This is a genomic window from Anaeromyxobacter sp. PSR-1, assembly GCF_000964525.1.
Taxonomy (GTDB): Bacteria; Myxococcota; Myxococcia; order Myxococcales; family Anaeromyxobacteraceae; genus Anaeromyxobacter.
Genome location: NZ_BAZG01000014.1, coordinates 23,430 through 45,771, shown reverse-complemented (window position 1 = coordinate 45,771; position 22,342 = coordinate 23,430). Strand labels below are relative to the sequence as shown.

20 protein-coding genes are annotated in these 22,342 nt (G+C 73.7%); 16 read left to right on the top strand and 4 right to left on the bottom strand.

Features of this window, described 5'->3' with window-relative positions:
* The 3 genes from aat to PSR1_RS04510 all read right to left on the bottom strand — a co-directional run bounded on the left by aat (position 1) and on the right by PSR1_RS04510 (position 2,479).
* On the bottom strand, positions 1 to 702 hold the full coding sequence (gene aat, locus PSR1_RS04520; RefSeq protein WP_059436441.1) for a leucyl/phenylalanyl-tRNA--protein transferase: 702 nt from the start codon (positions 700 to 702) through the stop codon (positions 1 to 3).
* A gap of 92 nt (positions 703 to 794) precedes the next feature.
* Positions 795 to 1,508 (bottom strand): hypothetical protein, encoded by a 714-nt coding sequence (locus PSR1_RS04515; protein WP_059436440.1) that lies wholly within the window; start codon positions 1,506 to 1,508, stop codon positions 795 to 797.
* Between the two features lie 104 nt (positions 1,509 to 1,612).
* Positions 1,613 to 2,479, bottom strand: a complete 867-nt coding sequence (locus PSR1_RS04510) for a sigma-70 family RNA polymerase sigma factor (RefSeq protein WP_059436439.1) — start codon at positions 2,477 to 2,479, stop codon at positions 1,613 to 1,615.
* 283 nt (positions 2,480 to 2,762) lie between these two features.
* Here PSR1_RS04510 and PSR1_RS04505 point away from each other — a divergent pair, with 283 nt between their 5' ends.
* The 16 genes from PSR1_RS04505 to PSR1_RS04430 all read left to right on the top strand — a co-directional run bounded on the left by PSR1_RS04505 (position 2,763) and on the right by PSR1_RS04430 (position 21,780).
* Positions 2,763 to 3,413 (top strand): cytochrome c3 family protein, encoded by a 651-nt coding sequence (locus PSR1_RS04505; protein WP_011419853.1) that lies wholly within the window; start codon positions 2,763 to 2,765, stop codon positions 3,411 to 3,413.
* Positions 3,401 to 6,358: a Fe-S-cluster-containing hydrogenase gene (locus PSR1_RS04500; protein WP_059436438.1), complete on the top strand. Its 2,958-nt coding sequence runs from the start codon at positions 3,401 to 3,403 to the stop codon at positions 6,356 to 6,358. Before PSR1_RS04505 ends, PSR1_RS04500 begins: the two co-directional genes overlap by 13 nt.
* Positions 6,355 to 7,791, top strand: coding sequence for an NrfD/PsrC family molybdoenzyme membrane anchor subunit (nrfD, locus tag PSR1_RS04495; RefSeq protein ID WP_059436437.1), 1,437 nt, complete (start codon positions 6,355 to 6,357; stop codon positions 7,789 to 7,791). The genes PSR1_RS04500 and nrfD overlap by 4 nt, the downstream gene beginning before the upstream one ends.
* A complete protein-coding gene (locus PSR1_RS04490; protein WP_011419856.1) occupies positions 7,788 to 8,315 on the top strand; it encodes a DUF3341 domain-containing protein in 528 nt (175 codons plus the stop codon). The genes nrfD and PSR1_RS04490 overlap by 4 nt, the downstream gene beginning before the upstream one ends.
* 1 nt (position 8,316) lies before the next feature.
* Positions 8,317 to 8,889, top strand: a complete 573-nt coding sequence (locus PSR1_RS04485) for a cytochrome c (protein WP_059436436.1) — start codon at positions 8,317 to 8,319, stop codon at positions 8,887 to 8,889.
* Positions 8,886 to 10,070, top strand: coding sequence for a hypothetical protein (locus tag PSR1_RS04480; RefSeq protein ID WP_059436435.1), 1,185 nt, complete (start codon positions 8,886 to 8,888; stop codon positions 10,068 to 10,070). The genes PSR1_RS04485 and PSR1_RS04480 overlap by 4 nt, the downstream gene beginning before the upstream one ends.
* Positions 10,067 to 10,504, top strand: coding sequence for a hypothetical protein (locus PSR1_RS04475; protein WP_059436434.1), 438 nt, complete (start codon positions 10,067 to 10,069; stop codon positions 10,502 to 10,504). The genes PSR1_RS04480 and PSR1_RS04475 overlap by 4 nt, the downstream gene beginning before the upstream one ends.
* Positions 10,501 to 11,376 carry an SCO family protein gene (locus PSR1_RS04470; RefSeq protein ID WP_059436433.1) on the top strand — a complete coding sequence of 292 codons (876 nt, stop codon included), beginning with the start codon at positions 10,501 to 10,503 and terminating at the stop codon, positions 11,374 to 11,376. The genes PSR1_RS04475 and PSR1_RS04470 overlap by 4 nt, the downstream gene beginning before the upstream one ends.
* Complete coding sequence (coxB, locus tag PSR1_RS04465) at positions 11,373 to 12,425, top strand: cytochrome c oxidase subunit II (RefSeq protein ID WP_059436432.1); 1,053 nt, start codon at positions 11,373 to 11,375, stop codon at positions 12,423 to 12,425. The genes PSR1_RS04470 and coxB overlap by 4 nt, the downstream gene beginning before the upstream one ends.
* Positions 12,403 to 14,067 (top strand): cbb3-type cytochrome c oxidase subunit I, encoded by a 1,665-nt coding sequence (locus tag PSR1_RS04460; RefSeq protein WP_059436431.1) that lies wholly within the window; start codon positions 12,403 to 12,405, stop codon positions 14,065 to 14,067. Before coxB ends, PSR1_RS04460 begins: the two co-directional genes overlap by 23 nt.
* Positions 14,057 to 14,686 carry a cytochrome c oxidase subunit 3 family protein gene (locus PSR1_RS04455; RefSeq protein WP_059436430.1) on the top strand — a complete coding sequence of 210 codons (630 nt, stop codon included), beginning with the start codon at positions 14,057 to 14,059 and terminating at the stop codon, positions 14,684 to 14,686. The genes PSR1_RS04460 and PSR1_RS04455 overlap by 11 nt, the downstream gene beginning before the upstream one ends.
* A gap of 14 nt (positions 14,687 to 14,700) precedes the next feature.
* Entirely contained in the window at positions 14,701 to 15,093 is a 393-nt protein-coding gene (locus tag PSR1_RS04450) for a cytochrome C oxidase subunit IV family protein (RefSeq protein ID WP_059436429.1), read from the top strand.
* A 247-nt stretch (positions 15,094 to 15,340) separates the two neighbouring features.
* Entirely contained in the window at positions 15,341 to 15,727 is a 387-nt protein-coding gene (locus PSR1_RS04445; RefSeq protein ID WP_059436428.1) for a sensory rhodopsin transducer, read from the top strand.
* Complete coding sequence (locus tag PSR1_RS04440; RefSeq protein ID WP_059436427.1) at positions 15,724 to 17,505, top strand: thiamine pyrophosphate-requiring protein; 1,782 nt, start codon at positions 15,724 to 15,726, stop codon at positions 17,503 to 17,505. Before PSR1_RS04445 ends, PSR1_RS04440 begins: the two co-directional genes overlap by 4 nt.
* Before the next feature lies 1 nt (position 17,506).
* On the top strand, positions 17,507 to 18,604 hold the full coding sequence (locus tag PSR1_RS04435) for an enolase C-terminal domain-like protein (protein WP_059436426.1): 1,098 nt from the start codon (positions 17,507 to 17,509) through the stop codon (positions 18,602 to 18,604).
* A 23-nt stretch (positions 18,605 to 18,627) separates the two neighbouring features.
* Positions 18,628 to 21,780 (top strand): FAD-binding and (Fe-S)-binding domain-containing protein, encoded by a 3,153-nt coding sequence (locus tag PSR1_RS04430; protein ID WP_059436425.1) that lies wholly within the window; start codon positions 18,628 to 18,630, stop codon positions 21,778 to 21,780.
* Here PSR1_RS04430 and PSR1_RS04425 read toward each other — a convergent pair.
* Positions 21,747 to 22,280, bottom strand: a complete 534-nt coding sequence (locus tag PSR1_RS04425) for an O-acetyl-ADP-ribose deacetylase (RefSeq protein ID WP_059436424.1) — start codon at positions 22,278 to 22,280, stop codon at positions 21,747 to 21,749. The two genes, PSR1_RS04430 and PSR1_RS04425, sit on opposite strands and share 34 nt — an antisense overlap.
* Positions 22,281 to 22,342: the final 62 nt, after the last annotated feature.

The following is a 22,342-nucleotide window of genomic DNA, read 5'->3' as shown; positions in this document are numbered from 1 at the left end:
CTAGGACGGCGGGCCCGCCGGCTCGAGCTGCCAGCGCCCGCGCAGCGTCGGCTGCTCCAGCGCGCGGGCGAGCCGCGCCAGGAACTCGGCGCGCGGGACCTCGCGCGCGCCGAAGCGGACCAGGTGCTCGGTGCGGACCTGGCAGTCCACCAGCTCGACGCCCGCCGACCGGAGCCACTCGACGGAGCGCACGAACGCGACCTTGGACGCGTCCGGCGCGTCCGCGAACATCGACTCGCCGAAGAACGCGGCGCCCAGCGAGACGCCGTACAGCCCGCCGGCGAGCGCGTCCCCCTCCCACGCCTCGAAGGAGTGGGCGAGGCCGAGGCGGTGCAGGCGCACGTAGGCGTCCACCATCTCGGCGGTGATCCAGGTGCCCTGCTGGCCCGGGCGGTCCCGCTCGGCGCAGCGCCGGATCACCCGCTCGAACGCCTCGTCGGCGCTCACGCGGTAGGTGCCGCGCCGGAGCGTCCGCTGCAGCGAGCGGGGCACGTGCAGCGCCGCGGGATCGAGCACCAGCCGCGGGTCCGGCGACCACCAGAGGATGGGGCTCTCCGCGTCGAACCAGGGGAAGATCCCCTCGGCGTAGGCGGTGAGGAGCCGCTCCGGCTCGAGGTCGCCGCCCACCGCCAGCAGCCCGTCGGGCTCGGCGAGCGCGGGGTCCGGGAACGCGGGCTCGCGGGACAGGCGGAAGATGGGCACGCCGGGATTGTAAGCGAGCCGCGGCCCGCACGGCGCGCCGCGCCGGACCGCGCTCGCCGGCGCCGCCGCGCCGCCTCGGAGGCCCCGCACCGTCAGAACCGGCCGGAGAACGCCACGGTGGGCGGCGTCTTGATCACCGGGTCGCGCGCCGGGCTCCCCAGCCCGTCGAACGCCACCGGGCGGCGCACCGCGGCGTCCTCGCGCGCATCCAGGGTCGCGTGCACCGCGCCGAACGCGGCGCCCACGATGATGCCGATGCCGGCGCCCATCGACAGGTCCCGCTCCCAGTGGTCCCAGTCGTTCACGAGCGCGACGCCGGTGCCGACCAGCAGGCCGCCCACGCCGCCGTAGGCCGCGTCGGTGACGATCGTGCCGAGCGGGTTCCGGCGCTCGCGCGCGTACCGGTCCACCACGACCGGGCTGCCGTACGCGGGCGGGGGCGGGTTCACCACCGTGGTGCTGGGCGGCTGCTCGCCGGAGCCGGTCCCCTGCGGCGGGTTCACCACCACCTGCTGCGACGCCGCCCCGCCGGGCGTGTTGTTGCCCGACGTCGCGGACGACGACGAGGACGGCGCCGCGCCCGAGCTCGCCGAGGACGGCGCGGACGAGGGCGCCGATGACGACGGCGCCACCCCGGTCCCGCTCGCCGCGGGAGGCGGCGGCTGCGCCGGCGCCTGGGCCGGCGGCGGGGTCGCCTGCTGCGGCGGCGGGTAGTACGGCGGTGGCTGCTGCGCGGGCGCCTGCGCGCCGGCGGCGCCGGACGCCAGCATCGCCGCGACGAATGCCGATCCCCTGTCGAGCCTCATGCCATCCCCCCTCGGGCGCCCTGGGGCGCCGCGTGCCCAAAGCTGGGGCCTGCCCCCGCCGAGGCGCAAACCGGGGCGGGGGCGGGTGGGGGAGGGCTCGCCTCTCAGGAATGAAGCTCGACGAACTTCTTGATCGCCTGGCGCACGGACGCCTGCACCTTCGCCGGCACCTCGGGCATCGGCGCCGCCTTGCAGAGCGCCAGCGTGCGCTGGAGCGAGTCGCAGCGCGACTGGCAGGCCGGGCAGCCGGCCAGGTGCTTCTCCATGTCCGCGCACACGTTCGCGCTGATCTCGCCCTCGAGGTGGCGGGAGAAGAGCTGGACGATGTCCGGGCAGGCGACGCCGGGGCCGGCCGGCGCCTGGGCCGCCGGCGCCGCCGGGGCCGCCGCGGGCGCCTCCGGGATCCCGAGGAGCGGCACCAGCGCCTCGCGCACCGCCACCCGGGCCCGGTGGAGGCGGCTCTTCACCGCCTCCACGCTCAGCCCCATGACCTCGGCGACCTCCGGGGCGGAGAGCCCCTCCACGTCCCGGAGCACCAGCACCTCGCGGTACATGGGGTCCAGGCGGCCGATGGCGGTCTCGAGGGCCTGCTCGATCTGGCGCCCGGCGAGCGACTCGTCCGGCGTGCGCCCCGGGTCGGCCACCTGGCGGGCCTCGGCCCCCGGCTCGCGCTGGTCGAGCGAGGTCTCCTCGGCGGGCGCGAACTTGGAGCGGCGCCGCTTCTTGATGCAGAAGCTCCGGGCGATCGTGTACATCCAGGTCGAGACCGACGACGCGCCGCGGAAGTCCTTCACGGTCCGTGCAGCCGCGAGCAGCGTCTCCTGGAGAATGTCCTTCGCGTCCTCCGGATCCCGGCACATCTTGAGGCCAAAGCGGTAGACGCGCCGCTGGTGCCGCGTGAGCAGCTCGTCGAGCGCTCGACGGTCGCCGGTCCGGGCGCGGTCGATGAGGGTGGCGTCGCTGGTTTCCATGGTGTCGCCGTCCTTCCTAGTCCACCCGCGATCCCCTCACAAGCGCGCGGTCGTCGCGGGCCCGACCGGCGCCGCCGTTCACCCAGGGTGACGCACGCCGGGGCGTGGCCGGCCGGCGGGGGCGCCGTGCACCGATGGCGGAAGAGGTTTAGGGGGCGGGCAAGGGCCTCGCCCCTTTAGAGACCTTCCGTCGGTCGGAGGCGCCGAACAGTTTACGCCCCGGCGCGGGCCCCGGAACGTGGTGCAGCAGGACACGTCTGCCTCGGGGTGCGCGACCCACTCGATGAGCGCACTGTTCACACCGAGATCCAACGCTCTCTTCCGCCTGATCCTCGTCCTCCTGATCGCCGGCGCCGGCGGGACGGTCGCCGCGTTCATGGTGTACTGGCGCGTGCCGTACGGCACCGGCCAGCAGGAGCAGGTGGCGCAGCCGGTCCAGTTCGACCACCGGCACCACGTCCAGGACGACCTCATCGACTGCCGGTACTGCCACAGCACGGTGGACCGGGCGGCGAGCGCGGGCATCCCGTCCACGGAGCTCTGCCTGAACTGCCACGCGCAGGTCTGGAACAAGAGCCCGCTGCTCGACGTGGTGCGCGCGAGCTGGTTCGCGAACGAGCCCATCCGCTGGATGCGCGTCCACAAGCTCCCGGACTTCGTCTACTTCAACCACTCCATCCACGTGAACAAGGGCGTCGGCTGCGTCGAGTGCCACGGCCGCGTGGACCAGATGGCCGCCATCGAGCAGGTGCAGCCGCTGACGATGGGCTGGTGCCTCGACTGCCACCGCGACCCGTATCCCCGCCTCCGCCCGCCGGAGGAGGTCACCAACATGGCCTGGAAGCCGGACGGTGACCCCGCTGCGATCGGGAGGGAGATCGCGAAGAAGTACGACGTCAAACCCCGCACGAGCTGCTACACATGCCATCGCTAGGGCTTCCCATCTACGGACAGAAGCAGGGTGCGGGTCTCGACGCGCGCCGCTGGCGCAGCGTCGAGGAGGCCGCCGAGGCCAGGGAGGTGCCGCCGGGTGAGTTCCCGGACGACGCCGCCGCGGTCCCGGAGGGCTTCACGCGCCGCGGGTTCCTCCAGGTGCTCGGCGCCTCGGTGGCGCTGGCGGGCCTCGAGGCCTGCAAGCCGCCGCGCGAGAACGTGGTCTCCTACGTCCGGCCGCCGGCCGGCGTGACCCCGAGCGTGCCGAGCGCCTACGCCACCGTCGCGTCGCGCGGCGGCTACGCGGTGGGCCTGGTGGTCACCAGCCACGAGGGCCGGCCCACCAAGATCGAGGGCAACCGCGAGCACCCGTCGAGCCGCGGCGGCAGCGACGCCATGCTGCAGGCCTCGATCCTCGACCTCTACGATCCGCGCCGGCTGAAGGGCTTCACCCGCGCCGGGCGCCCGCTCGGGCTCGCCACGGTGCTGCGGGAGGTCTCCGCGCTGGCCCGGTCGCACGCGCAGGACGGCGGGGCGCGGCTCCGCTTCCTGGTCGAGCCGACCAGCTCGCCCGCGGTGGCCGACCTGCGCCGGCGGATCCTGGAGCGCTTCCCGAAGGCCCGCTTCGACGCGTGGGCCCCGGTGGGCGCCGACGCCGGGCGCGCCGGCGCGGCGCTCGCGTTCGGCAAGCCGCTCGACGCCTCCGCGTCGCTGGCCGACGCGGACGTGATCCTCTCGCTCGAGTCGGACTTCCTGGCGCTCGAGGGCGACAGCCTGCGGCTGGCGCGCGAGTTCGGCGCGCGGCGGACCGCCGAGCGCATGAACCGGCTCTACGTGGCCGAGTCGGCGTACACCGTCACCGGCGGCGCCGCCGACCACCGCTTCCGCATGCGCTCCGCCGACGTGCTCGGGTTCGGGCGCGCCGTCGCCGCGGAGCTCGCCGCGAAGCACGGCCTCTCGCAGCTCGCGCCGCTCGGCGCGCCGGCCGGGGGCGAGCGCGCGAAGGCGGCGGCGGCGGTCGCGGCCGACCTGGCGAAGGCGCGCGGCCGCTCGGTGGTGCTCGCCGGCGACCGGCAGCCCGCCGCGGTGCACGCGCTCGCGGCGGCGCTGAACGACGCGCTCGGGAACGCCGGCAAGACGGTCGCCTACCGCCCCACTGCGCTGCTCGACCCGGCCGCCGGGCCGGACCGGCTGCGCGCGCTCGCGAGCGAGCTCGAGGCCGGCAAGGTGGACGCGCTGGTGGTGACCGCCTGGAACCCGGCGCACACCGCGCCCGCCGACGTCCCGCTCCGCAAGCTGCTCCCGAAGGCGAAGGACACGATCGCGCTCGCGCTCCGCGAGGACGACACGGTCCGGGCCGCCACCTGGAAGATCGCGGCCACCCACCCGCTGGAGGCCTGGGGCGACCTGCGCGCCGCCGACGGCACCGCCTCCATCCAGCAGCCGCTCATCGCGCCGCTGCACGAGTCGATGAGCGAGCTCGAGCTGCTCGCGGCGTTCCTCGACGAGGGCGACCACGGCAGCTGGCGGATCGTCCGCGAGGGCTGGCGCCGCCGGGCCGGCGCGGCCGGGTTCGACGGCCGCTGGGACGGCTGGCTCGCCGCGGGCGTGGTCGCGGGCAGCGCCGTGCCGCCCGAGGCCGTGCAGGCGGACCTGGGCCGCGTCGCCGAGGCGGTGCGCGCGGTGCCCGCGCCGGGCGCCGGGCTCGAGCTCGGCTTCGCCGCCGACTACAAGGTGCTCGACGGGCGCTTCCTCGAGAACGCCTGGCTGCAGGAGTACCCGCACCCGGTCACCAAGCTCACCTGGGACAACGCCGCGCAGCTCTCGGCCGCCACCGCGAAGCAGCTCGGCGTCGCGTCGGGCGACCTCGTCGAGCTGTCGTGGAAGGGCCGCACGCTCACCGCGCCGGCGCTGGTGGTCCCAGGCCACGCCGACGGGTCGGTGCTGCTCACGCTCGGCTACGGGCAGGCGGTGGCCGGGCCGGTGGGGAAGGGCGTGGGCCACGACGCCTACGCGCTCCGCACCTCCGACGCGCCCTGGTTCGGCGCCGGCGTGGAGGTCCGCAAGACCGGCAAGCGGCACGCGCTCGCCACCACGCAGGAGCACTTCTCGATGCAGGGCCGGGCCATCGCGCTCGCGCTCGACGCGCCGGAGCTCGCCCACGCGAAGCACGAGCTGGACGAGCACCGCGGCCCGCAGCCCACCATCCACGAGCCGGTGGACTACTCGAAGAACGAGTACCGCTGGGGCATGGCCATCGACCTGTCGCGCTGCATCGGCTGCGGCGCGTGCACGGTCGCCTGCCAGGCCGAGAACAACATCCCGGTGGTCGGCAAGGAGCAGGTGCTCCGCAGCCGCGAGATGCACTGGCTGCGGGTGGACCGCTACTTCGAGGGCCCGGTCGAGGACCCCGCCTCCGTCTCCCAGCCGCTCGCGTGCGTGCACTGCGAGGCGGCGCCCTGCGAGTACGTGTGCCCGGTGAACGCCACCGTGCACTCGGAGGAGGGGCTGAACGAGATGGTCTACAACCGGTGCGTCGGGACCCGGTACTGCTCGAACAACTGCCCGTACAAGGTGCGCCGCTTCAACTGGCTCGACTGGCACGGGACGCTCGAGCCGACCGAGAAGATGGTGCACAACCCCGACGTCACCGTCCGCGCGCGCGGCGTGATGGAGAAGTGCACCTACTGCACGCAGCGCATCGAGCACGCGCGCATCGACGCGCGCTCGAACGGCCGGAAGATCGGCGGCGACGAGGTGGTCTCGGCCTGCCAGCAGGCCTGCCCCACCGAGGCGATCGTCTTCGGCAACCTGAACGACCCCGGCTCGGCGGTGTCGAGGCGGCACGCGGACGCGCGGCGCTACGACCTGCTGCACGAGCTCGGGACCCGGCCGCGCACCGCCTACCTCGTCAAGCTCCGCAACCCGAACCCCGACCTCGCATGACCACCGCGACCAAGACGATCGAGCGCGTCGATCCGCTCGAGACCTCGCCCGTGCTGGTCGGCCGCCCCGACGACCGGGCGCTGACCGACAGCCTGCTCGAGCCGGTGCTGGGGCCGACGAAGAAGGGCTGGCTGGTGATGCTGGTCCTGTTCGGCGGCGGGATGGCCTTCTGGCTCCTGTCGCTCTACATGACCCTGTTCGTGGGCATCGGGGTGTGGGGCAACAACATCCCGGTCGCCTGGGCCTACGACATCACCAACTTCGTCTGGTGGATCGGCATCGGCCACGCCGGCACGCTCATCAGCGCCATCCTGCTCCTGTTCCAGCAGAAGTGGCGCACCTCCATCAACCGGTTTGCGGAGGCGATGACGCTGTTCGCGGTGGCCATGGCCGGCGCGTACCCGGTCATCCACCTCGGCCGCCCCTGGCTGTTCTGGTGGCTCATCCCGTACCCCGCCACCACGCAGATCTGGCCGAACTTCAAGAGCGCGCTCCCCTGGGACGTGTTCGCGATCTCGACCTACGCCACGGTCTCCTTCCTGTTCTGGTACCTCGGGCTCATCCCCGACCTCGCCACGCTGCGCGACGCGGCCAGGACCCGCGCCCAGCGCGTCGTCTACGGGATCATGTCCTTCGGCTGGCGCGGCTCGGCGCGCCACTGGCAGCACTGGCGCATCGGCTACCTGCTCATGGCCGGCCTGTCCACGCCGCTGGTGGTGTCGGTGCACACCATCGTGTCGTTCGACTTCGCCATCTCGCAGCTGCCGGGCTGGCACACCACCATCTTCCCGCCCTACTTCGTGGCCGGCGCCATCTTCAGCGGCTTCGCGATGGTGATGACGCTGATGATCCCGGCGCGGAAGGTGTTCAAGTTCGAGCACGTCGTCACCGCGCGCCACCTCGACAACATGGCGAAGGTGATCCTCGCGACCGGCCTGATGGTCACCTACGGCTACGTGATGGAGTGGTTCATCGCGTGGTACTCGGGCAGCGAGGCCGAGTGGTTCGCCTTCTACAACCGCGTGGTCGGCGACTACAAGCTCGTCTACGCGATGCAGATCTTCTGCAACGTGGTGGCGCCGCAGGTGTTCTGGGTGCCCGCGCTGCGGCGGAACGTGATGGTGCTGTTCCTCGTCTCCGTGCTGGTGAACTTCGGCATGTGGGCGGAGCGCTTCGTCATCATCGCGGTGACGCTCACCCGCGACTTCATCCCCGGCTCCTGGGCGAACTACACGCCGACCTGGGTCGACTGGGGCCTGCTGTTCGGGTCGATGTCCACCTTCGCCGTCCTGTTCCTCCTGTTCCTGCGCTTCCTGCCGGCCATCCCCATCTCCGAGGTGAAGGAGCTCCGCCGCGAGCTGGAGCACCAGGATCACCACGCGGCCGGGGGCGGGCAGGCGGTGGCGCGGGGCGCGCACGCGGAGCGGGCATGAAGAGCTACGTCCTGGGAGAGTTCGGCGCCGAGGCCGCGCTCCTCGACGCGGCGCGCACGCTGCGCGCGCGCGGCGGGGCCACCCTCGACCTCCACTCGCCGTACCCGCTGCACGGCGCCGAGGAGGCGCTGGGGCTGCGCAAGTCCACCGTGCCGCTGGTGGCGCTGGTGGCCGGGATCACCGGCGCGGTCTCCGGGTACCTGCTGCAGTGGTACACGGTCGGCTACGCCTGGCCGCTCAACGTCGGCAACCGGCCCCCGCACAGCGCGCCCGCGTTCATCCCGGTCACCTTCGAGCTCGGCGTGCTGTTCTCCGCGCTCGCCATCTTCGTGGGCCTGCTCGCCGTCTACTTCGGCTTCCCGCGCGTCCACCACCCGGTGTTCGAGGTGGAGGCGTTCCGCTCCGCCAGCATCGACGGCCTGTGGCTCTCGGCCGAGGTGGAGGCCGGCGACGCCGACGCGGTCGCGGCGGAGCTGCGCCGGCTCGGCGCGCGCCTGGTCTCGGTCGTCCCGGAGGGGAAGTGAGATGACCCGCCGCCTCGCCCTCTTCCTGCCGCTCCTCGCGCTGACCGCCTGCCCGCGGCTCGACCCGATGCAGCGCCAGCAGAAGTACAAGGCCTACCAGTCCAGCGAGTACTACGCGAACGGCCTCGCCATGCGGCACCCGCCGGCCGGCACCGTCCCGTACGGCCCACGGCTCGACCCGGCCGTCGCCACCGGCCGCGGCCCCGACGGCCGCCCGGTGCAGCTCCTGCCGGTGGCGGTGGACGCGAAGCTGCTCGCGCGCGGGCGCCAGCGCTTCGACGTGAGCTGCGCGGTGTGCCACGGCGTGCTCGGCGACGGCGAGAGCCAGGTCGCCATGAACATGTCGCTGCGCCGGCCGCCCTCGCTCCACCTCTACCGCGATCGCCCGGACGGCTACATCTACCAGGTGATCACCGAGGGCTTCGGGCTCATGCCCTCGTACGCCGCCGAGCTCCCGGTGCAGGACCGCTGGGCCATCGTGGCGTACGTGCGCGCCCTCCAGCTCAGCCAGAACGCATCGCTCGACCAGGTGCCGCCCGACGCCCGCGAGCAGCTCCAGAAGGAGGGGCGATGACCCTCACCCCGTACCTGGGCGGCCGGCGCCTCATGACGATGGCCGCCGCCGTCGGCGCGGCGGGCCTCGTCGTCACCGCGCTCGGCGCGGTGGTCGGCGACCCGCGGCGCGTGCTCTACGCCTACCTCGTCGCGTTCGTGTACTGGCTGGGCCTGGCGCTCGGCGCGCTCCTCCTGCTCGGCGCGCTGCACGCGTCCAACGCGCGCTGGCCGGTGGTGCTGCGCCGCTTCCTCGAGCACCTCCCGGCGGTGATCCCGCTGTTCGTGGTGCTGTTCGTCCCCATCCTGCTCGGCCGCGGCCACCTGTTCCCGTGGGTGGACCCGCACGGCCTGGAGGGCGAGGTCCTCCACGCCGTCGAGCACAAGAAGCCCTGGCTCAACGTGCCGTTCTTCGTGGTGCGGGCGGCGATCTACTTCGCCTGCTGGATCCTCGTCGCGCACCTGCTGCGCGCCTGGTCCCTGCGCCAGGACGCGGTCGGCGGGCACGACCTGACCCGCCGCCAGCGGGCGCTCGGGGCGGGCTCGCTCCCGTTCGTGGCGCTCACGCTCACGTTCGCGGCGTTCGACTGGATGATGTCGCTCGACCCGCGCTTCTTCTCGACCATCTTCGGCGTGTACTGGTTCGCCGGCAGCTTCGTGGGCGCGTTCGCGGTGGTCATCATCGCGGCCAACGCCACGCGGGTCGATCCGAACCAGTTCGGCGCGCACATGAACACCGAGCACTTCCACGCGCTCGGCAAGTTCCTGCTCGCCTTCACCGCCTTCTGGGCCTACGTCGCGTTCTCGCAGTTCATGCTCATCTGGATCGCGAACGTGCCCGAGGAGGTGCCCTGGTACATCCTCCGCATCGAGGGCGGGTGGAAGGCGGTCGGCGTCTTCCTCGCGCTGTTCCACTTCCTGGTGCCGTTCTTCCTGCTCATGAACCGCGCCATCACCCGCGTCCCGGGCCGGCTGGCCAAGGTCGCGGCCTGGATCCTGTTCGTCCACTGGATCGACCTCTACTGGCTCGTGATGCCCCACCTCGACCCGGGCGGCCCGCGCCCGTCGCTGTGGGACCTCTCCGCCTTCGTGGGCGTGGGCGGCGTCACCGTGGCGTTCGCGCTCGTCCGCATGCGCGGCACGGTGGCGGTCCCGGTCCGCGATCCCTACCTCGAGGACTCGCTGAGGTACCTGCCGCAATGAGCGACCACGTCGAACACGCCCACGGGGTCCGGTCCGAGGAGGACCGGATCGACACCGGCAAGATCATCGCGGTCGGCGTGGCCGCGCTGGTGGTCTTCTTCATCGGCTCCTACGCCGCCATCGCCTACCTGCAGGACCTCCGCGCCTCGCGCGAGGGGCCGCCCATCCCGCCCGAGATCGGCCAGAACAAGATCGGCATGGTGGAGCAGCAGCTGTTCGAGCTCTCGGTGCGCGGCGAGCGCGATCGCACCGCCCGCCGCCAGCGGCTCGCCTCGTACGGCTGGGTGGACCGCGGCGCCGGCGTGGTGCACCTGCCCATCGACCGCGCCATGGACCTGGTGGCGCAGGGGATCCGCCCCATGCCCGCGCCGCCGGTCGAGCCGGTGCCGTCGCAGGCGCCCGACCTCGGGCCGGGCCCGGGAGGCCAGCCGTGACCCGCGCGACGCTCCGGCGCGCCGGGGCCGGCCTGGCGCTCGCGGCCGCCGCGGCGCTGCTCGCCCCCGCCCCGGCGGGCGCCCAGTTCTGGCGCCAGCGCGAGGGCGGCGCGGGGCCCTCGCCCGACGTGCCGCCGGTCGCCCTCGAGGACGTCCGCGTCGAGGAGCGGCTCGGCGCGGCGATCCCGCTCGACGTGCCCTTCACCGACTGGAAGGGCCAGCCCTTCGCGCTGCGCCAGGCCTTCGACGGCAAGAAGCCCGTGGTGGTCGCGCTGGTCTACTACGACTGCCCCATGCTCTGCGGCCTGATCCTCTCCGGCATGGGCAAGGCCATGCGCGAGAACGGGCTCGAGCTGGGCCGGGACTACCAGGCCGTCACCATCTCCTTCGATCCGGAGGAGGGGCCGGCGCTCGCCGCCGAGCGGCGGCGCGGCTACCTGCAGTCGATGGGCCGCCCGGACGCGGGGACGGACTGGCCGTTCCTGGTCGGGACGGCGGAGGCGTCGCGGAAGGTCTCCGACGCGCTCGGCTTCTACTACAAGAAGGACCCCGCCTCCGGCGAGTGGGCCCACCAGGCGGCGATCTTCGTCCTCACGCCGGAGGGGAAGGTCTCCCGCTACCTGTACGGCATCGACTACCCGCCCAAGGACTTCCGGCTGGCGGTCGTCGAGGCCGCCAGCGGCAAGGTCGGCACCAGCTTCGATCGCTTCCTCCTCACCTGCTACCGGTACGACCCCGCCTCGCGGAAGTACGAGCCGTACGCGTTCGGCATCGTGCGCGCCGGCGCGGGCGTGGCGCTGGTGGCCCTCACCGGCCTGATCGCCACGCTGGTCTGGCGCGAGCGGCGGGCCAAGGCGAGGCAGACCGCATGAACGACCTCCTGCGAAGAATGCTGTTCCTCCCCGACCAGGCGAGCGACTACGCGCGCCAGGTCGACGGGCTCCACTACTTCGTCATCATCACCACCATGGTGGCGGCGGCGGGCGTGTTCGCCACCGCGATCTACTTCTTCGTGCGGTACCGCCGCCGGTCCGACACCGACGTCACCCCCCGCGTCGAGCCGAAGGCCATCCACGAGGTGATCTTCGTGGGGCTGCCGCTGGCGTTCTTCCTGGTGTGGTTCGCCATCGGCTTCCCGCAGTTCGCGAAGCTGCAGTCGCCGCCCAAGGACGCCATGGACGTCTACGTCCAGGGCAAGAAGTGGATGTGGAAGTTCGCGTACCCGAGCGGCCCGAACTCGGTGGACGTGCTGCGCGTCCCCGCCGGCCGCCCGGTGCGGCTGCTCATCACCTCGCGCGACGTGATCCACTCGTTCTACGTGCCGGCGCTCCGGGTGAAGCAGGACGCGCTCCCGGGCCGCTACACGCAGACCTGGTTCAACGCCGATCGGCCCGGCCGCTACGAGATCTTCTGCGCCGAGTACTGCGGCCTGGCGCACTCCGGGATGATCGGCGAGCTGGTGGTGATGCCGCCGGAGGAGTTCGACCAGTGGCTCGCCACGCAGGGTCGCGGCGTGGCCGGGTCGCAGGACGGCGCGCCCATCGCCGGCGAGCCGGTGCGCCGGGCGTCCAACGTCATCGAGGAGGGCCGGCGGCTGGCGGGCGAGCAGGGCTGCCTGAAGTGCCACTCGGTGGACGGCACGCGCCACATCGGGCCGACCTGGGTGGACCTCTACCAGCGGAACGAGAAGCTCCAGAGCGGGAAGAGCGTGCAGGCCGACGAGGGGTATCTCACCAAGTCGATGATGGATCCCGCCGCGGACCTCGTGGCGGGCTACCAGAACGTGATGCCGACCTACCAGGGCAAGCTCGCGCCGCCCGAGGCGGCCGCCATCGTCGAATACATCAAGTCCTTGAAGACCCCGGCGGTCCAGAGCGGTCCGTCGGAGGGCCCGGTCTATGAGTCCATCCCACGCAAGTGACGTTCCCGTGTACAACCCGCGGAACTACCTCAACTCGCCCGCGACCGGCCTGAAGTCCTGGCTGCTGACCCAGGACCACAAGCGGATCGGGGTGATGTTCCTGGTGGCGGCGTCGGTGTTCTTCGCCGTCGGCGGCCTGTTCGCCATGCTCATCCGGATCGAGCTGCTCACGCCCGGTCCGACGATCATGGACGCGATGACGTACAACCGCCTGTTCACGCTCCACGGCGTGGTCATGATCTTCCTGTTCATGATCCCGGCCATCCCGAGCGGCTTCGGCAACTTCCTCGTGCCGCTCATGCTCGGCGCGAAGGACGTCGCGTTCCCGAAGCTGAACCTCCTCAGCTTCTACCTCTACATGCTCGGCGCGGTGGTCGCGCTCTACGGCATGGTCCACGGCGGCGCCGACACCGGCTGGACGTTCTACACGCCGTACTCGACCACCACCGTCACCAAGGTCGTGCCGATCCTGCTCGGCGCGTTCATCCTCGGGTTCTCGTCGATCCTCACCGGCCTGAACTTCATCGTCACCACGCACACCATGCGGGCGCCGGGGATCGGCTGGAACCGGGTGCCGCTGTTCGTGTGGTCGATCTACGCGACCAGCATCATCCAGATCCTCGCCACGCCGGTGCTGGGCATGACGCTGCTGCTGGTGGCGGTGGAGAACGCGTTCGGCTGGGGCATCTTCGATCCGGCCCGCGGCGGCGACCCGGTGCTGTTCCAGCACTTCTTCTGGTTCTACTCGCACCCCGCCGTCTACATCATGGTGCTCCCGGCCATGGCGGTGATCTCCGAGGTGGTCTGCGCGTTCTCGCGCAAGAACATCTTCGGCTACAAGGCGGTCGCGTACTCGTCGCTGGGCATCGCCTTCGTCGGCTTCTTCACCTGGGGCCACCACCTCTTCGTCTCCGGCCAGTCGGCGTTCGACGCGGGCGTGTTCGGCATCCTCTCGATGTTCGTGGGCATCTTCACGGCCATCAAGGTCTTCAACTGGACCGCCACGCTGTACCAGGGGTCGATCGCGTTCAAGACGCCGTTCGCCTACTTCGTCGGCTTCCTGTTCTTCCTGGTGTTCGGCGGGATGACCGGCGTGGCGGTCGCGACCGTGTCGCTCGACGTCCACTGGCACGACACCTACTTCGTGGTGGCGCACTTCCACTTCATCATGGTGGGCGCGACGGTGATGGCGTTCCTCGCCGCGCTCCACTACTGGTTCCCGAAGATCACCGGCCGCATGTACCCGGAGGGCTGGGGGCTGGTGGGCGCGGTGATGGTGATCCTGGGCTTCAACTTCACCTTCATCCCGCAGTTCCTGCTCGGGAACGAGGGCATGCCGCGCCGGTACTTCTCCTACCCGGAGCGGTTCTGGGCGCTGAACGTCGCCTCCACCGCCGGCGCGTCGGTGCTGGCGATGGGGCTCGTCATCGTGCTCGTCTACCTGCTGGTCGCGCTGAAGTGGGGCCCGATCGCCGGCCCGAACCCGTGGCACTCGCGCGGCTACGAGTGGGACACCGCCTCGCCGCCGCTCCCCGAGAACTTCGAGGAGACCCCCGTCTACACGCGCGGACCGCACGAGTACGACGAGGAGTCGTACGCCAACCCTCCACCGGTCGCCCCCGAGCCGAAGCATGCAAGCTAGCCCGCTGGCACACCATTTCGAGAACATCGAGAAGCAGTCGCACGCCGAGCGGCTCGGCATGTGGCTGTTCCTCGCCTCCGAGGTGCTGCTGTTCACCGCGCTGTTCGCGGCGTACGCGGTGTACCGGTACCTCTACTCGGACGCGTTCGCCGAGGCGAGCCGCGCCATCGAGACCTGGTTCGGCCTGGTCAACACCGTCATCCTGGTGACCAGCTCGTTCACGGTCGCGCTCGGCCTGAACGAGGCGGTGAAGGGGAACGGCAGGAAGACCGGGCTCTGGTTCGCCGTGTCGGTCGCCTTCGCGCTCGCCTTCCTCGCGCTGAAGGCGGTGGAGTACAGCCACCACTTCCAGGAGGGGCAGCTCCCGGGCCGCTACTACTCCTTCCACGAGCTGCAGGCGCCGGGCGCGTCGCTGTTCTTCTCGCTCTACTTCCTCATCACCGGCCTGCACGGCGTCCACGTGATCGTCGGCATGACGATCCTGGCGGTGGTGGGGGTGAAGGCGGCGCGCGGCAAGTACACGGCGACGTACCACACGCCGGTCGAGCTGGCCGGCCTCTACTGGCACCTCGTCGACCTCATCTGGATCTTCGTCTTCCCCCTCATCTACCTCGTGTAGGGAGCGACACCTCCATGGCCGACCCCCGATCGATCGCGCACGAGGAGCACCAGGCCACCCACCACGCGCACGGCATGCGCTACGTGGTGGTGTGGATCGTCCTGCTCGTGCTCACCGTCGTCACCTACGCCGCCTCGCGCGTCCACCTGCCCGGCGGCTGGCACGTGGCGGTGGCGCTGCTCATCGCCATCGCCAAGGGCGCGCTGGTGGCGCTGTTCTTCATGCACCTGTGGGATCAGCGGGGCGCGAACCGCCTGATCTTCGTCACCTCGCTCGCGTTCGTGGCGCTGCTCATCGGGCTCACCATCCTCGACAACGCCACCCGGTTCCCGCTCGCGAACCCGCCCGGCAGCGCCGGCGCGCTGCCGTGGGGCGGCGCGGACCGCGATCCGCCGAAGCTCCCGTAGCGCCCGCGCCCGGCGCCTCCGCCCGTCCCGCTCCCCGGTGGCCCCGCGCCGCCGGGGAGCGTCCGTCTCCGGGCCCGCCCGGCCGCCGGCGCGCCCGGCCCGCGCCCGGCGCTCGCCGAGCTCCCCGGCCGCGCCCCGGGCGCTCCGCCCCGCGCCGCTCGCGATCCGGCGGGCGCGTTCGCATCTCTGATGCGGCGCCCCGCGGCGCGCCGGCAGCGGCGGCGCGGCGGGACGCGGGAGCCGCACCTTGCGAGCCATCGGTCACCGCACCTGGGCCATCCCGGAGGGCTACCTGCCGCCCCGGGAGCGGCCGGAGCCCCGCGCGCTGGAGAGCCACGAGGCCGCCTGCGTGCTGAACGCCGGCGACGAGGACGCGCACCTCGAGCTCCGCGTGTTCTTCGCCGACCGCGAGCCGGCCGGGCCGTACCGGCTGACGGTCGGCGCCCGGCGCACGCTGCACCTGCGGCTCGACGACCTGCGCGACCCGGAGCCCATCCCGCGCGGCACCGACTACGCCACGGTGATCCGGTCCGACGTGCCGGTGGTGGTGCAGCACACCCGCCTCGACGCGCGCCGCGCCGAGAGCGCGCTCATGACCACGCTCGCGTGGGCGGCGGACGAGGAGGGCGCATGACGGTCGGCGAGTTCCTGCTGCGGCGGCTGGTGGAGTGGGGCGTCCGCCGCGTGTTCGGCTACCCGGGCGACGGGATCAACGGGATCCTCGGCGCGTTCCGGACGGTGGACGCGCTGCGGTTCACCCAGGTCCGCCACGAGGAGATGGCGGCGTTCATGGCCTGCGCGCACGCGAAGTTCACCGGCGAGGTGGGCGTGTGCCTGGCCACCTCCGGTCCGGGCGCCATCCACCTCCTGAACGGCCTCTACGACGCGCGCATGGACCACCAGCCGGTCGTCGCCATCGTGGGCCAGACCGCGCGCGCGGCCATGGGCGGCGCGTACCAGCAGGAGGTGGACCTGCCCGCGCTGTTCAAGGACGTGGCGCGCGAGTACGTGCAGACGCTGGTGGTGCCCTCGCAGGCCCGTCACCTGGTGGACCGCGCGGTGCGCATCGCGCGGGCCGAGCGGACCGTCACGGCCATCGTGGTGCCGAACGACGTGCAGGGCCTGGACTACGCGCCGCCCCCGCACGCGCACGCCACCGTCCACAGCGGGGTGGGCTGGGAGGCGCCGCGGGTGGTGCCCGCCGACCGCGACCTGCGCCGCGCGGCGGAGGTGCTGAACGCGGGGCGCCGGGTGGCCATGCTGGTGGGCGCCGGCGCGCTCGGCGCCGCGCGCGAGGTCGCCGAGGTGGCCGACGTGCTCGGCGCCGGGGTCGCGAAGGCGCTGCTCGGCAAGGCGGTGCTGCCCGACGACCTGCCCTGGGTGACCGGCTCCATCGGCCTGCTCGGCACCAAGCCCTCCTGGAACCTGATGAGCGGCTGCGACACGCTGCTCATGGTCGGCTCCTCGTTCCCGTACCCGGAGTTCCTGCCGAAGGAGGGCCAGGCGCGCGGCGTCCAGGTGGACCTCGACGGCCGCATGCTCTCCATCCGCTACCCGATGGAGGTGAACCTGGTGGGCGACGCGGCCGAGACGCTGCAGGCGCTCCGCCCGCTGCTGCGGCGCAAGGAGGACACCTCCTGGCGCGAGAAGGTCGAGTCCGACGTGCGGCGCTGGTGGAAGGTGCTGGAGGCGCGCGCCATGAACCCGGCCACGCCGGTGAACCCGCAGCGCGTCTTCTGGGAGCTGTCGCCGCGCCTGCCCGACCGCGCCATCCTCTCGGCCGACTCCGGGTCGTCCGCGAACTGGTACGCGCGCGACGTGCGCCTGCGCGAGGGGATGCTCGCGTCGCTCTCCGGCAACCTCGCGACCATGGGACCGGCGGTGCCGTACGCCATCGCCGCCAAGTTCGCCTACCCGTACCGCGTGGTGGTGGCGCTGGCGGGCGACGGCGCCATGCAGATGAACGGGCTCGCCGAGCTCGCCACCATCTCGCGCTACTGGCGCGAGTGGTCCGACCCGCGCCTGGTGGTGCTGGTGCTCGACAACCGCGACCTCAACCAGGTGACCTGGGAGCAGCGGGTGATGGAGGGGGACCCGAAGCTCGAGGCGTCCCAGGACCTGCCGCCGGTGGACTACGCGGGCTTCGCGGCGTCGCTGGGCCTCGCGGCGGTGAGGATCGAGCGGCCGGAGGAGATCGGGCCGGCCTGGGACCGCGCGTTCGCGGCGGACCGGCCGTGCCTGGTGCAGGCCCGCACCGATCCGAACGTCCCGCCGCTGCCGCCGCACGTCACGCTGGAGCAGGCGAAGGGCTACCTCGAGGCGATCCTGAAGGGCGACCCGGATCGCGGCGCGATGATCGTGCGCTCGTGGCGCGACGCGCTGGAGGGCGTGCTGCCCCACCGGAAGGGCTGACGTGGCGCTCGGCCAGGCCACCGTGGAGCGGGTGCACGCGGCCGCGTACCGCGTGCCCACCGACGCGCCGGAGTCGGACGGCACGCTGGCCTGGGACGCGACCACGCTGGTGGTCGCGGAGGCGGAGGGCGGCGGCGCGCGCGGGCTCGGCTACACGTACGCGGACGCGGCCGCCGCCGCGGTGGTGAACGGGCTGCTCTCGGAGGCGGTGCGCGGCGCGGACGCGCTCGACGCGCCGGCCGCGAGCCGGGCCATGCGCCGCGCGCTGCGCAACGCCGGGCCCGCCGGCGTCGGCGGCATGGCGCTGTCGGCGGTGGACGCGGCGCTGTGGGACCTGCACGCGAGGCTGCTCGGGGTGCCGCTCCTCGCGCTGCTGGGCCGGGCGCGGCCGGCGGTGCCGGCGTACGGGAGCGGCGGCTTCTGCTCCTACGCGCCGGAGCGGCTGCGCGAGCAGCTCGGCGGCTGGGCGGCGGCGGGGTTCCCCGCCGTGAAGATGAAGGTGGGCCGCGACCCGCGCGCCGATCCGGAGCGGGTGCGCGCGGCGCGGGAGGCGGTCGGCGCGGCGGGGCTGTTCGTGGACGCGAACGGCGCCTACGGGCGCAAGCAGGCCCTGGCGCTCGCCGGCGCGTTCGCGGACGAGGGCGTCACCTGGCTGGAGGAGCCGGTGCCCTCCGACGACCTGGCCGGCCTGCGCCTGGTCCGGGAGCGCGCGCCCGCCGGGATGGACGTGGCGGCGGGCGAGTACGGGCACGACCCGGCCTACTTCCGCCGCATGCTCGAGGCCGGCGCGGTGGACGTGCTGCAGGCGGACGCGACCCGCTGCGGCGGGGTGACCGGCTTCCTGGCCGCCGCGGCGGTCGCGGCGGCGTTCGGCGTGCCGCTCTCGTCGCACTGCGCGCCGTCGCTCCACGCGACGCTCATGTGCGCGGTGGAGCGGGCCGCGCACCTGGAGTGGTTCCACGATCACGTGCGCATCGAGGGGATGCTGCTCGAGGGCGCGCCGCGCCCGTCCGGCGGCGCGCTCGCGCCCGACCTCTCGCGGCCGGGGCTGGGGCTCGAGCTCCGCGCGCGCGACGCCGAGCGGTTCGCGGTGGCCTGACGCGGGGTGGAGGGGGAGGGGCGATGGAGCATCCGGAGGCGGGCGGGCGGTACCTCATCCCTGGGCTGGGCCGGTCGGCGGACCCGGCGGCGCGCCTGCGCGCCGAGCGCGAGCCGTACCGGGGCGGCGCGCCGGTGCCCGCCGAGGCCGCGCGGGCGCTGGCGAGCGACCTCGCGCGCGCGGTCGAGGGCGAGGTGCGGTTCGACGACGGTGCGCGCGCGCTGTACGCGACCGACGGGTCCAACTACCGGCAGGTGCCGATCGGCGTGGTGGTCCCGCGCACGGTGGACGACGTCGTCGCGACGGTCGCCACCTGCCGCGCGCACGGCGCGCCGGTCCTCTCGCGCGGCGGCGGCACGAGCCTGGCGGGGCAGTGCTGCAACGTGGCGGTGGTGATGGACTTCTCGAAGTACCTCTGCCGCGTGCTGGAGCTCGACCCGGCGCGGCGCCTGGCGCGCGTCGAGCCGGGGTGCGTGCTCGACGTGCTCCGCGCCGCCGCGGAGCGCCACCACCTCACGTTCGGCCCCGACCCGTCCACGCACAGCCACTGCACGCTGGGCGGGATGATCGGGAACGACTCCTGCGGCGTGCACTCCATGATGGCCGGCCGGACCGCGGACAACGTGCGCCGGCTCGAGGTGCTCACCTCCGACGGCCTGCGCACCTGGGTGGGCGAGACCTCCGACGCGGAGCGCGAGGCGGTGGTGCGCGCCGGCGGGCGGAAGGGGGCGCTCTACGCCGGGCTCGCGGCGCTGCGCGACCGGGTGGCGGACGAGGTGCGGGCCCGGTACCCGCGCATCCCCCGGCGCGTCTCCGGCTACAACCTGGACGAGCTGCTGCCCGAGCGCGGCTTCCACCTGGCGCGCGCGCTCACCGGCAGCGAGGGCACGCTGGTCACGTTCCTGCAGGCGGAGGTCCGGCTGGTGGACAGCCCGCCGGCGCGCGCGCTGCTCGTGCTCGGCTTCCCGGACGTGTTCGCGGCGGCCGATCGCGTCCCGGAGGTGGCGGCGCTCGGGCCCATCGGCCTCGAGGGGATCGACGAGCGGCTGGTGGAGGACATGCGCCGCAAGCGCCTCCACCCGGAGCGGCTCCGCCTGCTCCCGGACGGCCGCGGGTGGCTGCTGGTGGAGTTCGGCGGCGCCGACCGCGCCGAGGCCGAGGCGAGCGCGCGCCGCTGCATGGACGCGCTCGGCCGCGGCCCGGGCGCCCCCGCCATGAAGCTCTACGACGACCCCGCGGAGGAGGCGATCGTCTGGAAGGTGCGCGAGTCCGGGCTGGGCGCGACCGCGCGCGTCCCGGGCCGGCCGGACGCGTGGGAGGGGTGGGAGGACTCGGCCGTGGCGCCGGAGCGGCTCGGCGAGTACCTGCGCGCCTTCGACCGGCTGCTGCACGGCTTCGGCTACCACGGCGCGCTGTACGGGCACTTCGGCCAGGGCTGCGTCCACACCCGCATCGACTTCGACCTGACCACCGCGCCGGGGATCGCGCGCTACCGCGCCTTCGTCGAGGCGGCCGCGGACCTGGTGGTCTCGCAGGGCGGCTCGCTCTCCGGCGAGCACGGCGACGGCCAGTCGCGGGGCGAGCTGCTGGTGAAGATGTTCGGGCCGCGGCTGGTGGACGCGTTCCGCGACTTCAAGCGGCTCTGGGACCCGGGGTGGCGGATGAACCCGGGCAAGAAGGTGGACCCCTACCGGCTCGACGAGAACCTGCGGCTCGGGGCCGGCTACGTGGAGCTCCGCCCGCGCACCGCGTTCGCCTTCCCGGAGGACCAGGGCAGCTTCGGCCGGGTGGCGGCGCGCTGCGTGGGCGTGGGCGAGTGCCGGCGCGACGAGGGCGGCGTGATGTGCCCGAGCTACCGGGTGACGCGGGAGGAGAAGCACTCCACCCGCGGCCGGGCGCACCTGCTGCACGAGCTGATGCTGGGGGACCCGCTCCGCGGCGGCTGGCGCTCGCCCGAGGTGGCCGACGCGCTGCACCTGTGCCTCGCCTGCAAGGGCTGCAAGAGCGACTGCCCGATGAACGTGGACATGGCCACGTACAAGGCCGAGTTCCTCTCGCACCACTACCGCGGCCGCCCGCGGCCGCGCGCCGCGTACTCCATGGGCCTGGTGGCCTGGTGGGCGCGCGCCGCGTCGCTCGCGCCGGGGCTGGCGAACGCGCTGGCGCGCACGCCGGGCCTCTCGGCGCTGGCCCGGCGCGCCGGAGGGATCGCCCCCCAGCGCGCGCTGCCGGCGTTCGCGCCGGTGACGTTCCGGCGCTGGTTCGCGCGCTGGCGCGCGGCGGCGCCGGCCTCCATGGCCGGGCGAGGGCGGACGGTGCTGCTGTTCCCGGACACGTTCACCGACTTCTTCCACCCGGAGATCGGCGTCGCGGCGGTGGAGGTGCTGGAGGCCGCCGGCTGGCGGGTGCGCATCCCGCGCCGGCGCCTGTGCTGCGGACGCCCGCTCTACGACCACGGCATGCTCGACCTGGCGCGGCGGCTGCTCCGGCAGGACCTGGACGCGCTGGCCCCCGAGGCCGAGGCCGGCACGCCGGTGGTCGTGCTCGAGCCGAGCTGCGCGGCGGTGTTCCGCGACGAGCTGCCCAACCTGCTGCACGGCGACCGGCGCGCCGACGCGCTCGCCGGCCGGACGCGGCTCCTCTCCGAGCTGGTGGACGAGGCCGGCGACGGCTTCCCGGTGCCGCGGCTCGACCGCCGCGCGCTCGTGCAGGTCCACTGCCACCACCACGCGGTGATGGGCGAGGAGGCCGAGCGGAGGGTGCTCGCGCGCATGGGCGTCGACGCCGAGGTGCTCGACGCGGGCTGCTGCGGGATGGCGGGCTCGTTCGGCTTCGAGGCGGGCGACCGCTACCGCGTGTCGATGGCGGTGGGCGAGCGCGGCGTCCTCCCCGCGGTGCGGCGCGCCCCGGCGCACGAGCTGGTGCTCGCCGACGGGTTCTCCTGCCGGACGCAGATCGAGCAGGGCACCGGCCGCCGCGGGCTCCACCTCGCCGAGGCGCTGCGGCTGGCGGCGGAGCCCGGCGCCGCCGCGCTGGACGCGGAGGCGTGGGCGCGCGCCCGGCGGCCGCGGCGGACGGCGCGGGACGTCGTCCGCGAGGCGGCGCTCGTCGGCGCGGCCGCGGCCGTGCTCGCCGGGGCCGGCTACGCGGGTAGCGTGGCGAGGACGCGCTCGTAGGCGGCCGCGTCCGCCGCCGAGAAGCAGCAGAACACGGCCCGCTGCACCGGGCCGCCGGCCTCGAGCGCGCGCCGCACCTCGTCCACCGCGATGGGCGTGGCCCGCTCGATGGGGAAGCCGTAGGCGCCGGTCGAGATGGCCGGGAACGCGATCGAGCGGAGCCCGTGCTCGGCGGCGAGGCGCATCGAGGCGCGGTAGCAGGACGCGAGCGCGGCGTCCTCGCCCGCGCCGCCGCCCCGCCACACCGGGCCGACCGCGTGGATCACGTGGCGCGCCGCGAGGCGGAAGCCCGGGGTGATCTTCGCCTCGCCGGTGCGCGCGCCGCCCAGCGTCCGGCACGCCTCGAGCAGCTCCGGGCCGGCGGCGCGGTGGATGGCCCCGTCCACGCCGCCGCCCCCGAGCAGCGAGGCGTTCGCCGCGTTCACGATGACGTCCACCTGCAGGCGCGTGATGTCCCCCTGCACGAGCGCGATGCGGCCGCCGAGCCAGGTCCGGTCCATGCTGCCCTCGTAGCCACGCGCGGCGCGCGCGGCAAGCGGGCGGGGGGAGATCCCTGCGCCGC